Annotated in this window: 10 protein-coding genes; all 10 read left to right on the top strand. The window is 70.6% G+C overall.

Features of this window, described 5'->3' with window-relative positions:
• The first annotated feature begins 95 nt into the window (after positions 1-95).
• The 10 genes from ACFYWS_RS06290 to ACFYWS_RS06245 all read left to right on the top strand — a co-directional run bounded on the left by ACFYWS_RS06290 (position 96) and on the right by ACFYWS_RS06245 (position 12,429).
• On the top strand, positions 96-1,397 hold the full coding sequence (locus tag ACFYWS_RS06290; RefSeq protein ID WP_389270142.1) for a DUF6716 putative glycosyltransferase: 1,302 nt from the start codon (positions 96-98) through the stop codon (positions 1,395-1,397).
• A gap of 37 nt (positions 1,398-1,434) precedes the next feature.
• Positions 1,435-2,724: a cytidylyltransferase domain-containing protein gene (locus ACFYWS_RS06285; RefSeq protein WP_389270139.1), complete on the top strand. Its 1,290-nt coding sequence runs from the start codon at positions 1,435-1,437 to the stop codon at positions 2,722-2,724.
• 12 nt (positions 2,725-2,736) lie between these two features.
• The gene (locus ACFYWS_RS06280) at positions 2,737-3,681 is read left to right on the top strand and encodes an N-acetylneuraminate synthase family protein (protein ID WP_389270136.1); all 945 of its coding nucleotides are present in this window, start codon (positions 2,737-2,739) and stop codon (positions 3,679-3,681) included.
• A 71-nt stretch (positions 3,682-3,752) separates the two neighbouring features.
• Positions 3,753-4,781: a hypothetical protein gene (locus tag ACFYWS_RS06275; RefSeq protein WP_389270133.1), complete on the top strand. Its 1,029-nt coding sequence runs from the start codon at positions 3,753-3,755 to the stop codon at positions 4,779-4,781.
• 227 nt (positions 4,782-5,008) lie between these two features.
• A complete protein-coding gene (locus tag ACFYWS_RS06270) occupies positions 5,009-6,181 on the top strand; it encodes a Cmx/CmrA family chloramphenicol efflux MFS transporter (protein WP_389270130.1) in 1,173 nt (390 codons plus the stop codon).
• A gap of 67 nt (positions 6,182-6,248) precedes the next feature.
• Entirely contained in the window at positions 6,249-6,863 is a 615-nt protein-coding gene (locus ACFYWS_RS06265; protein WP_389270127.1) for a Uma2 family endonuclease, read from the top strand.
• 154 nt (positions 6,864-7,017) lie between these two features.
• A complete protein-coding gene (locus ACFYWS_RS06260) occupies positions 7,018-8,259 on the top strand; it encodes an amidohydrolase (protein ID WP_389270125.1) in 1,242 nt (413 codons plus the stop codon).
• A 120-nt stretch (positions 8,260-8,379) separates the two neighbouring features.
• Positions 8,380-9,441, top strand: a complete 1,062-nt coding sequence (locus ACFYWS_RS06255) for a BMP family protein (protein ID WP_389270123.1) — start codon at positions 8,380-8,382, stop codon at positions 9,439-9,441.
• 204 nt (positions 9,442-9,645) lie between these two features.
• A complete protein-coding gene (locus tag ACFYWS_RS06250; RefSeq protein ID WP_389270121.1) occupies positions 9,646-10,704 on the top strand; it encodes a BMP family protein in 1,059 nt (352 codons plus the stop codon).
• Between the two features lie 156 nt (positions 10,705-10,860).
• On the top strand, positions 10,861-12,429 hold the full coding sequence (locus tag ACFYWS_RS06245) for an ABC transporter ATP-binding protein (protein WP_389271725.1): 1,569 nt from the start codon (positions 10,861-10,863) through the stop codon (positions 12,427-12,429).
• The last annotated feature ends 3 nt before the right edge of the window (positions 12,430-12,432 follow it).

Genomic DNA, 12,432 nt, shown 5'->3' with positions numbered 1-12,432 from the left:
TTCCCGGGCCGATTCGCCATTCGTCGGTTTGCTGTTAACCCTTTGTTGCTTTCTGGTTGGGCCGCGGCTCGGAATTGCTTCCTAAGTTTTCCATCGTGCCAGTAAGGAACGGAAATTCGCTCAGGGTCGCCGTGCTCGCGGACTCCGACACCCGGTGGAAATGGGGGTCGCTCACCGCCTCCCGCATCGCCCCCGACGGTGTCGCACTCGACGGCTATCTGCTGCGCGGCCGGGCCACCCCGACCCCGCGCCAGCTCCGCGAGATCGGCGTCCGCGCCGACAGTCTGCGCGAGGTCACCGCCGTCGAATTCCTCCGCGAGATCAAGCCCGAAGCGTACGACGTGGTCGTGCTCGCCCTCGTCGGCGGGGGAGTCCAGGCCGCCTTGCACGGCCTCGCCCACGCCTGGCGGGGAGCGGCGCGGCGCCCCGTCGTCGTCACCGGCTACGTCGGCGTCGTCTACGAGAAGCTCGCCGACGGACTCCTCCTGCGGCACGGCGCCGACGTGGTGCTCGCCAACTCGGCCTACGACGCGGACCGGTTCCGCGCCGTGTACGAGGGGGTGGGCGCGGACGCCGCCGCGGTGACCGAGTGCGCGCTGCCGTTCCTCGGCGGCGAGCCGTACACCGGCGAACGCGAGCCGTACACCGTGACCTTCGCCGCCCAGCCGTCCGTGCCGGACACGGCGGCCGACCGCGCCTACCTCCTCGACCGGCTCGTGCGGCACGCCGAGGCGCACCCCGACCGCGAGGTGCTGCTCAAGCTGCGCAGCAAGCCCGGCGAGCACACCACGCACATCGAGGAGATCCCCTACCAGAAGCTCGCGCAGCGCCGCGGCACGCCGGCCAACTTCCGGCTCGTGTACGGGAACATGGGCGAGGTCCTCGACGTGACGGACCTGCTCGTCACGGTCAGCTCCACCGCCGCCCTCGAATCCCTGCACCGGCGCATCCCGACCGCGCTGCTCACCGACCTCGGCGTGCGCGAGGCACTCGGCAACCACCACTTCACCGGGTCCGGCTGCCTCGCGTCCTGGGACCAGCTGGACGCGGGTCTGCGGCCCGAGCCCGACCCCGGGTGGCTCGCCCGGCAGGGCGTCGCGGCCGACGGCACGTACGAGCGCGCCTTCGACGGGGCGCGGGCCAGGGTCGCCGCACTGCTCCGCGAGGACCGGGCCCCGCTGAAGCCCTACTACAGCCGCACCACCGCCCCCGGCTATCTGCCGCGCGTCCTCGCCCGCCACCACCTCGCACCCGACGGCAGCCCGCTGCCCGGAGCGCCCGCCGCCGACCGGGACCCGGGTCCCGTGCGGCAGGTCGTGCGCCGGGCCGCCCGCGGCGCCTACCGGCACGGGGTGCAGCGCGTCGCCCCCGTGATCCGGCGGATGGGGGAGCTGTGAGCCCCCGTAACCCCGACTCCCTGAAGGAGAAGCGCACATGACCGAGCCCGTGCCCGTACGACGCGTCCTCGCCGTGATCCCCGCCCGCGGCGGCTCCAAGGGCGTACCGGCGAAGAACCTGGCCCCGGTCGGCGGCGTGCCCCTGGTGGCCCGCGCCGTGCGCGAGTGCCTCGCCACCCGGCAGGTCACCGACGTCGTGGTCTCCACCGACGACGCCGCGATCGCCGCCGCCGCGCGGGACGCGGGCGCCGAGGTCGTGACCCGGCCCACCGCCATCGCGGGCGACAAGTCCAGCTCCGAGGCGGCCGTGCTGCACGCCATGGACGCGCACGAGGCGCTGCACGGCGCGGCCGTCGACGTGGTGCTGCTCGTCCAGTGCACCAGCCCCTTCCTCGTACGGGAGGACATCGACGCGGTGGTCGGCGCGATCCTCGACGGCGGCGCCGACAGCGCGCTGACGGTGGCGCCCTTCCACGGGTTCGTATGGCGGGACGCCGGCGACATCGCGGACGAGGCGCGCCCGGCACCCGTACAGCAGACGGCAGCCGAAGGCGGCGTCGCCGTCCTCGCCGACCGGAAGACCACCACCGGCGGCGGCTACGGCGTCAACCACGACAAGTCGCAGCGCCAGATGCGCCAGGACCGGCCCCAGGACCTCCTGGAGACCGGCGCCGTCTACGCCATGGAGACCGGCGGGTTCCGCCGCCACGAGCACCGCTTCTTCGGCCGCACGGAACTCGTCCGCACCGACCCCGCGCGGGTCCTGGAGATCGACGACCCGCACGACCTGGCCCGCGCCCGCGCGCTCGCCCCCCTCTTCGACCAGCCGTCCACCCTCCCGGCCAGGGAGGACATCGACGCGGTCGTCCTCGACTTCGACGGCACCCAGACCGACGACAAGGTGCTGATCGACTCCGAAGGACAGGAGTTCGTCACCGTGCACCGCGGTGACGGTCTCGGCATCGCGGCCCTCCGCAAGAGCGGCCTCGAACTGCTGATCCTGTCCACGGAAGTGAACCCGGTCGTCGCCGCACGGGCCCGGAAACTCAAGATCCCGGTCCTGCACGGCATCGACCGCAAGGACCTCGCACTGAAGCAGTGGTGCGAGGAGCAGGGCATCGCGCCCGAGCGCGTGCTCTACGTCGGCAACGACGTCAACGACCTCCCGTGCTTCGCCCTCGCGGGCTGGCCCGTGGCGGTCGCCAGTGCCCATGACGTCGTGCGCGGCGCCGCACGCGCCGTCACCACCGTCCCCGGAGGCGAAGGCGCGATCCGAGAGATCGCCAGCTGGATCCTCGGCCCTTCTCTCGACTCCCTCAACAAGTAAGGAACGCACGTCATGTCCAACGCTTCCACCTCCCGCATCCGCAAGTTCGGCTCCCGCGAGGCCGGCCCCGGCCGCCCCGTCTACATCACCGGCGAGATCGGCATCAACCACAACGGTGACCTGGAGAACGCGTTCCGGCTCATCGACGCCGCCGCCGACGCCGGCTGCGACGCCGTCAAGTTCCAGAAGCGCACCCCCGAGATCTGCACGCCGCGCGACCAGTGGGACATCGAGCGGGACACCCCCTGGGGCCGGATGACGTACATCGACTACCGGCACCGCGTCGAGTTCGGCGAGGACGAGTACCGCGCCATCGACGAGTACTGCAAGAAGCGCGGCATCGACTGGTTCGCCTCCCCGTGGGACACCGAGGCCGTCGCCTTCCTGGAGAAGTTCGACGTCCCCGCCCACAAGGTGGCCTCCGCCTCCCTCACGGACGACGAGCTGCTCCGCGCCCTGCGCGCCACCGGCCGCACGGTCATCCTCTCCACCGGCATGTCGACGCCGAAGCAGATCCGCCACGCCGTCGAGGTCCTCGGCTCGGACAACATCCTGATGTGCCACGCCACGTCGACGTACCCGGCGCAGGCCGAGGAACTCAACCTCCGCGTCATCAACACCCTCCAGGGCGAGTACCCGAACGTCCCGATCGGCTACTCCGGCCACGAGACCGGCCTCCAGACGACCCTCGCGGCCGTCGCCCTCGGCGCCACCTTCGTCGAGCGCCACATCACCCTCGACCGCGCCATGTGGGGCTCCGACCAGGCCGCCTCCGTGGAGCCGCAGGGCCTCACGCGCCTCGTCCGCGACATCCGCACCATCGAGGAGTCCCTCGGTGACGGCGTCAAGAAGGTCTACGAGTCCGAGCTCGGCCCGATGAAGAAGCTGCGCCGCGTGCCGGGCGTCGTCGCCGAGGCGGAGATCGCCGTCGCCGCCGGTGAGCCGGTGGGTGTGTGACCTCAACTCCTGGGCGGTCCGGTGCGGTCGACCCCGCACCGGGCCGCCCACGGTGCCCTCGGGAGGGCCGCATGTCCGGCAGCAGTACGTTGTGCTTCGTCGAGAGCCCGGTACAGCTCCTCAACGTCCTGGAGTGGGCACACCACCAGGAGGTCACCGCGACCGTCGTGGTGCTCTCGCCCACCGACCCGATGACCCGCGGACAGCTGCGCCGCATGGCCCAACTCGCCCGCACCGAAGGACACACGGTGCGCTGGGAGGAGGCCCGCGGCGGCGCGGCCGCGCCGTTCCAGACGATCGGCGGGCTCGCCCCTTCGCTGCGCAGGGCCGACCGGATCGTCCTCGGCGACCCGTTCTCCCGCTACGTACAGCTGCTGCTCACGATCACTCGCGCCGATGAGCTCGTCGTCGTCGACGACGGCACCGCCACCATGGAGTTCGTCGCCCAACTGGTGCGCGGCGAACGGCTCGTGCGCTGGCACCGGCGCGGCGGCAGGGCGGGACCGCGCGACCTCGTCTTCGGCCCCGTCGCCGCCGCCGCACGCCGCAGGCTCACCGCGCACGCGCGCCGGGACTCGGTGTCCGTGTTCACGTCGATGCCGGTGGCCGAGGCCCCCGAAGGCGTCACGGTGAGCTCCAACGACTACGCCTGGACCCGCGCACGGTTCGGCCCGCCGCGGATCACGCGCGGCGCCGACATGGTCGGAACCTCCCTGGTGGAAACGGGAGTCGTCGACCTGGAGCAGTACCTCGGCGCGGTCCGCGAACTGGCCCGCGCGCACGGCGCCACCCGCTACTTCGCGCACCGCCGCGAGAGCTCCGACAAGCTGCACCGCCTCGCCACCGAGACCGGCCTGGAGATCGTCCGCCCCGACCTCCCGCTGGAGCTCATCGCCCGGCGAGGCCCCATAGGCCGGACGATCCTCAGCTTCCCGTCGACCGTCGTGCACACCCTGCCGATCGCCCTCGCGGGAACCGGTGTGAAGGTCGCGGTGTGCGAGATCGACCCGGCATGGCTGCGCCAGGGCGTCTCCGACCACGCGCAGGGTTTCCTGGCGGGGATCTCCGGATCGGCGCGGGGCGCGGTGCGGACGGTGTAGGGCGGTGTGAAACCCGGTGGCCCCCGTACCGGCACAGGCCGTACGCTCGCCCCGTGACCAGCCCCGAGTCCGACAGACTCCGGCCACCGGCAGCCGTCCGGTGGCCTTCTTCCGCGCACCGCTGAGGCCCGTCCCTACGGGCCTCCGCTGACGCGCGCCGCCGCCACCGCCGCACGCGCAGCCGGAACCGCGACCACACACCCTTCTCCACGGTCCCGGAGTCCGTCGTGCCTTTCGCTCTCCACCTGCTCGCCCTCGCCGTCTTCGCGCAGGGAACATCCGAGTTCATGCTCGCGGGTCTCGGCCCCCACATCGCCCATGACCTGGGCGTCTCCATCCCCGCCGCCGGTGCGCTCACGTCCGCCTTCGCGATCGGCATGATCGTCGGGGCGCCGCTCACGGCCGTCCTCGCCGTGCGATGGCCACGCCGCCCGGCCCTCTTCGGCTTCCTCCTGGTCTTCGCCCTCGTCCATGTCGCGGGCGCGCTGACGACCAGCTTCCCGGTACTGCTCGCCACCCGCGTCGTCGCGGCGCTCGCCAACGCCGGGTTCCTCGCGGTCGCGCTCGCCACGGCGGTGAGCATGGTCGCCCCCGACGCCAAGGGCCGCGCCACGGCGATCCTGCTCGGCGGCACCACCCTGGCCTGCGTCGCGGGCGTGCCCGGCGGGGCACTGCTCGGCCAACTCCTGGGCTGGCGGGCCGCGTTCTGGGCCGTCGCGCTGATCTGCGTACCCGCGCTGATCGCCGTACTGCGGTCGGTGCCGGCGTCGGGACCCGGCGCACGCGGCGACGTCCGCACGGAGCTGCGAGCCCTGCGCAGCCCCCGTCTGCTCACGGTGCTGCTGCTCGGCGCGCTGGTCAACGCCGCCACGTTCTGCACGTTCACGTACCTGTCTCCCGTCGCCACGGAGGTCACCGGGATCGGCGAGGCCTGGATCCCGGCGCTGCTCGCCCTCTTCGGCCTCGGCTCGTTCGCAGGGGTCGGCGCGGCGGGCCGCCTCTCGGACACGCATCCGACGCGGGTCCTGGTGCTCGGCGGGGCGGCGCTCCTGCTCGGCTGGGTCCTCTTCGCCCTCCTCGCGGGAAACGCCCCGGCGACCCTCGCCCTCGCCTTCGTCCAGGGCGCCCTGTCCTTCGCGGTCGGCTCCACCTTGATCGCCCAGGCCCTCTACGCGGCATCCGCCGCGCCCACCCTCGCGGGCGGCCTCGCGACAGCGGCCCTCAACACGGGCGCGGCCCTCGGCCCATGGGCCGGCGGGCTCGCGATCGGGGGCGGGCTGGGGTACCGGGGCGTGCTGGGGGTGAGCGCGGGGCTGGTGGCGGTGGCGTTCGTTGTGGCGGCACTGAGCGCGGTCCGGTCCCCGCGCCCCGCTCGCGTGTCATCCGGTCACCCTTTGTGATGACGGGATTCGATTGCTGCGACTACCGTGGATGCCCAGGTAGATGATCCCGTCCATGGGAGGAACCATGACCGCAGAGCCGATCGCCGGGCACGAGTCCGAGCGAGGCTGTCGCTGGCCGGTGCCGCCGCAGGACGGGTACACCGTGGACGATCTGTTCACCTTGCCCGACCTCCCGCCGCATACCGAGCTGATCGACGGGAGCCTTGTCTTCGTGAGTCCGCAGCGAGACTTTCACAGCACCATGATCGACCTCCTGGTGACCGGGCTGCGTCGCACGGTTCCAGAGCACCTCAAGGTCAGACGCGAGATGACCGTTGTACTCGACCCTCGCAACGGGCCCGAGCCCGACATCAGTGTGGTCCGCGCCGAGTCGGTCACCGGTCTGGAGCAGACCCGCTTCGCCGCCGCCGACGTCCTGCTGGCCGTCGAGGTCGTGTCACCGGACTCCGAGGCGCGGGACCACGACACCAAGCCACACAAGTACGCGGCCGCGGGTATCCCGCACTTCTGGCTGGTGGAGTCGGCGGGCTCCGGCAGGCATCCCGTGGTGCGGGTCTACGAACTCGACCCGGTGTCGAAGGCGTACGCCGTGACCGGGATCCATCACGACCACCTGAAGATCGGCGTCCCGTACGACATCGACATCGACGTCAGCCTTGAAGCGTTGCGCATGCTGTGAGTGGTGCGGCGTTCACCGCACGCGACCGAACGACATGTCATACCCCTCCTGCGCGATCCACATGCGCATCGCGACCATATTTCTTACCCCAATACGGCTGAACTTTTGTTGATCGCGGGTTAGTTGGCCCCTGCATCGCCCTACCCTTCAGAGGGTGAACCAGTTGACGTCCCGTGAGTCAGAGGCCGACAAGCCCGGGGAATCCGTGCCGGGCACCGCACTTCCGGGTGCGCTGCCCGAGGCGCTGCGCGCCGAACTCGTCGCCTTCCGGCGCGATATGCACATGCACCCCGAGCTGGGCAATCAGGAGTTCCGCACCACCGCGGCGCTCAAGACCCGCCTTGAGAAGGCGGGGCTCGCGCCGCGCCTGCTCGGCATGGGGACCGGCCTCATCTGTGACATCGGCGCCGAGGGCGGCGAGGGCCGCGGCATGCTCGCGCTGCGCGCGGACATCGACGCGCTGCCCATCCCGGACACCAAGACGGACTGCGTGTACCGGTCGACGGTGCCGGACCGGGCGCACGCCTGCGGTCACGACGTGCACACCACGGTCGTGCTCGGCGCCGGGCTCGTCCTCGCGGAGCTGCACCGCGAGGGGCAACTGCCGCACCCCGTACGGCTGCTGTTCCAGCCGGCGGAGGAGGTGCTGCCCGGTGGCGCGCCCGACGCGATCGAGTGCGGGGTCCTGGACGGCGTACGGAGCGTCATCGGCGTGCACTGCGACCCGAAGGTCGACGCGGGGAAGATCGGGATCAGGCCGGGCCCCATCACATCGGCGTGCGACCGCCTTGAGGTCACCCTCGACGGCCCCGGTGGGCACACGGCGCGCCCGCATCTCACCACGGACCTGGTCACGGCCGCCGCCAAGGTCGCCACGGAGGTCCCGGCGCTGGTCGCCCGCCGCGTCGACGCGCGCTCCGGGCTCGCCGTGACGTGGGGGCGGCTGGAGACCGGGCACGCGTGCAACGTGATCCCGCAGCACGCCGAGCTGTCCGGCACGGTGCGCTGCCTGGACCTGGACGCGTGGCGCCAGGCGCCCGACCTCGTCCACGGCGCCATCCAGGAGATCGCGGACCTGTACCGCGCGAAGCCGGTGGTGAACTACATCCGTGGCGTCCCGCCGGTGGTCAACGACCCGGTCGTCACTGAGCTGTTGAGGGACGCGATGACGGCCCGCCGGGGATCCGACTCCGTGGAGGACACGCAGCAGAGCCTCGGGGGCGAGGACTTCTCCTGGTATCTGGAGCATGTGCCGGGTGCGATGGCCCGCCTCGGCGTGAAGCCGCCGGGGGAGCGGGGGTCACGTGACCTCCACCAGGGGGACTTCGACGTGGACGAGTCGGCGATCACGGTGGGCGTGGAGCTCTTCACGGCGGCGGCACTGCTGGACACGTAGCGGGGTACCGGCACGAATCGGTAACGCCGCCGTCAAGGCCATTCCTCGGACTTTCTACGCGCGTTATGGTGCGCCGAACTGGGCGCCATACAAGGCGTGTTGGACGAATGGGGACTCCAGATGCGTCGAATACCGCGGCTCACGACGATAGCCGTAGGCATCACCGGCCTGGCGCTCGCCGCCACCGCCTGTGGCGGCACCAGCAGCGAGAAGGGCACAGGCGGCGACGAGAGCGGCGGGAAGCTCGGGCTCGCCATCGCGTACGACGTCGGCGGCAAGGGCGACCAGTCGTTCAACGACTCCGCCTACGAGGGCATGATCAAGGCGAAGAACGAGTTCGGCTACAAGACCGCGGACCAGGAGCCGAAGGACGGCGAGTCCGACGACGACAAGGTGCAGCGGCTCGCGAACCTCGCGAAGGCCGGCTACAACCCGGTCGTCGGCATCGGTTACGCCTACGGCCCGGCGATGAAGGAAGCCTCGAAGAAGTACCCGAAGACGACCTTCGGCATCGTCGACTCGGTCGTCGAGGGCAAGAACGTGGCCTCCCTCGTCTTCGCCGAGAACGAGTCCTCCTACCTGGCCGGTGTCGCCGCGGCCAAGGCCACCAAGTCCGACCACGTCGGCTTCGTCGGCGGCGTCGACAACGAACTGATCAACAAGTTCGAGGCCGGGTTCGAGCAGGGCGTCAACGACACCAAGAAGGGCGTCGACATCGAGGTCCAGTACCTCGACGAGGACCCGGCCAAGGGCTTCGCCTCGCCGGACCTCGGCAAGGCCGCCGCCGAGAAACAGCTGGAGGACGGCGCCGACGTGATCTACCACGCGGCCGGCCTGTCGGGTCAGGGCGTCATCAAGGCGGCCGCCGAGCAGAAGACGTGGGTCATCGGCGTCGACTCCGACCAGTACAAGCAGAAGACCCTCGCCAAGTACAAGGAGTACATCCTCACTTCGGCGCTCAAGGAGGTCGGGGAGTCCGTCTACTCGCTGGCCAAGTCCGTCGAGGACGACAAGCCGCTGACCGGCGTGCAGACCTTCGACCTCAAGGTCGACGGCGTAGGAGCCTCGGAGGCCAACCCGAAGTTCAAGGAGATCGCCGGTCTCTCCGACGCGGTCGCCAAGGCCAAGAAGGGCATCGTCGACGGCACCATCAAGGTGCAGACGAAGCCGGAGAAGAAGTGACCCGGGCGATCTGAGCCCGTGCTCGACGGTGCCGCCGGTGCGTCTCGCCGGCGGCACCGCAAACCCGGTCGTATACGTCCTCGTACCCCCGTCGATAACAGTCTGGACAACCAGGGTTCTCCTTCGGGTCTACGCGCGTTACTCTGCGGCGAACTCAGCGTCGGCCCCCTGCCGTTCCGGCGCTTGTACGAAGGAGCACTTCTCATGCGCCGGGTTTCCCGTATAGCGGTCGCAGGCACCGCCACCGCCTCGCTCGCCCTCGCCCTCTCCGCCTGCGGAGGCACGTCGTCGGACGCCCAGTCGTCCTCCGACGGCGGTAAGGACAAGGGCCTCGCCATCGCCTACGACGTCGGCGGCAAGGGCGACCAGTCGTTCAACGACGCCGCCTACGACGGCCTTCGCCAGGCCAAGAAGAAGTTCGGCTACGAGGTCGCCGACCAGGAGCCGAAGGACGGCGAGTCCGACGACGACAAGACCCAGCGCCTCGTGCAGCTGGCGAAGATGGGCTACAACCCGGTCGTCGGCATCGGCTACGCGTACGCCCCCGCCGTCAAGGAGGCCGCGGCGAAGTACCCGAAGACCACCTTCGGCATCGTCGACGACGCCACCGCCAAGGGCGACAACATCGCCGACCTGGTCTTCCAGGAGAACGAGGTCTCCTACCTCGCCGGTGTCACCGCGGCCCTGAAGACCAAGTCCGACACCGTCGGCTTCGTCGGCGGCGTCGACAACGCGCTGATCAACAAGTTCCAGGCGGGCTTCGAGCAGGGCGTCAAGGACACCAAGAAGGGCGTCAAGGTCGAGGTCCAGTACCTCGACGAGGACCCGGCCAAGGGCTTCGCCTCGCCGGACCTCGGCAAGGCCGCCGCCGAGAAGCAGCTGGAGGACGGCGCCGACGTCGTCTACCACGCGGCCGGTCTGTCGGGTCAGGGCGTCATCGAGGCGGCCGCCGCCGAGAAGGCGTACGCGATCGGCGTCGACTCCGACCAGTACGCGCAGGCCCCGCTGAAGAAGTACAAGAAGTACATCATCACCTCCGCCACCAAGGACGTCGCCAAGGCGATCCTCAACCTGGCGCAGTCGGTCGAGGACGGCAAGCCGGAGACCGGCGTCGTCACCGGCGACCTGAAGTCCGGCGAGGTCTCCCTCGCCGACTCCAACCCGGAGTTCAAGAGCGACTCCAAGCTCCAGGCGGCCCTGAAGAAGGCCGAGCAGGGCATCGTCGGCGGCTCGGTGAAGGTGCCGGTCAAGCCCCAGAAGTAACACGAGGGAAGCCGGGCGCGGGGAGGTCGCTCCATCCTTCGGGAGGAGCCTTCATCCCCGCGCCCTGTTCATGCGATCCTGCTCGAACTCACTTCTCGCACACCGCTGTTGGGGCGCTACGCGTGTAGGCGACCCCCTTCCCCAGGAGAGTGCGCCATCGCCACGTCAAGCTCCCCGCCGGCCGACACGGTCGCCCCCGTCGCCGTGGAACTCAAGGGCATCACCAAGCGGTTCCCCGGTGTGGTCGCCAACCACGACATCCGCCTCACCGTCCACAAGGGCACCGTGCACGCCCTCGTAGGGGAGAACGGGGCGGGCAAGTCCACCCTGATGAAGATCCTCTACGGCATGCAGAAGCCGGACGAGGGCACCATCACCATCGCCGGGGAGCAGGTCTCCTACTCCTCGCCCGCCGACGCCATCACCCGCGGCATCGGCATGGTCCACCAGCACTTCATGCTCGCGGACAACCTCACCGTCCTGGAGAACGTCGTCCTCGGCAGCGAGAAGCTGTACGGGATCGGCGGCAGGGCCCGCCGCAAGATCCTTGAGATATCCGAGCGTTACGGGCTCGGGGTGCGCCCCGATGTCCTCGTGGAGGACCTCGGTGTCGCCGACCGGCAGCGCGTGGAGATCCTGAAGGTGCTGTACCGGGGCGCGACCACCCTGATCCTCGACGAGCCGACCGCCGTGCTCGTCCCGCAGGAGGTCGACGCGCTCTTCGACAACCTGCGCGAGCTCAAGGCCGAGGGCCTGTCCGTCATCTTCATCTCGCACAAGCTCGGCGAAGTCCTCTCCGTGGCCGACGAGATCACCGTCATCCGGCGCGGCACGACGGTCGGCACGGCCGTCCCCGCCGAGACCACGCCGAAGCAGCTCGCCGAGCTGATGGTCGGCAGCGAACTGCCCACCCCGGAGACGGCGGAGTCCACCGTCACCGACCGCCCCGTCGTCGAGGTCGAGGAGCTGCGCCTGGCGGCACCCCACGGCGGCAAGCCGCTCCTCGACGGCATCACCTTCACCATCCACGCCGGTGAAGTCCTCGGTCTCGCGGGCGTCGAGGGCAACGGACAGACGGAGCTGATCGAGGCGCTGATCGGCCTGGAGCACGCGGACAGCGGCACCATCAAGCTGCTCGGCGAGGAGATCACCTCCTGGGCCACCCGCAGGCGCCGCGAGTCCGGCATCGGCTACATCCCCGAGGACCGGCACCGCCACGGCCTCGTCCTGAGCGCCCCGCTCTGGGAGAACCGGATGCTCGGACACGTCACCGAGCGGCCCAACAGCAAGGGCTTCTGGCTCGACCCGAAGGCCGCGCAGGCCGACACCGAGCGGATCGTCAAGGAGTACGACGTCCGCACCCCCGGCATCGACGTCACCGCGGCCTCCCTGTCGGGCGGCAACCAGCAGAAGCTGATCGTCGGCCGGGAGATGAGCCACACGCCCAAGTTCCTGATCGCCGCCCACCCCACCCGCGGTGTGGACGTCGGCGCGCAGGCACAGATCTGGGACCAGATCCGCGCGGCCCGCCATGAAGGGCTGGCCGTGCTGCTCATCTCGGCCGACCTCGACGAGCTGATCGGCCTCTCCGACACCCTCCGGGTCATCTACGACGGCCGCCTCGTGGCCGACGCCGACCCGGCCGCCATCACCCCGGAAGAGCTGGGATCCGCCATGACCGGTGCGGCCTCGGGCCACCTGGAGCACACGGAAGACGGTGCCTGACCC

This window comes from Streptomyces sp. NPDC002795, assembly GCF_042888725.1.
In the GTDB taxonomy this organism is placed as follows: Bacteria; Actinomycetota; Actinomycetes; order Streptomycetales; family Streptomycetaceae; genus Streptomyces.
The sequence above is the reverse complement of the archived record's forward strand: the minus strand, read 5'-3'. Positions and strand labels throughout refer to the sequence as shown.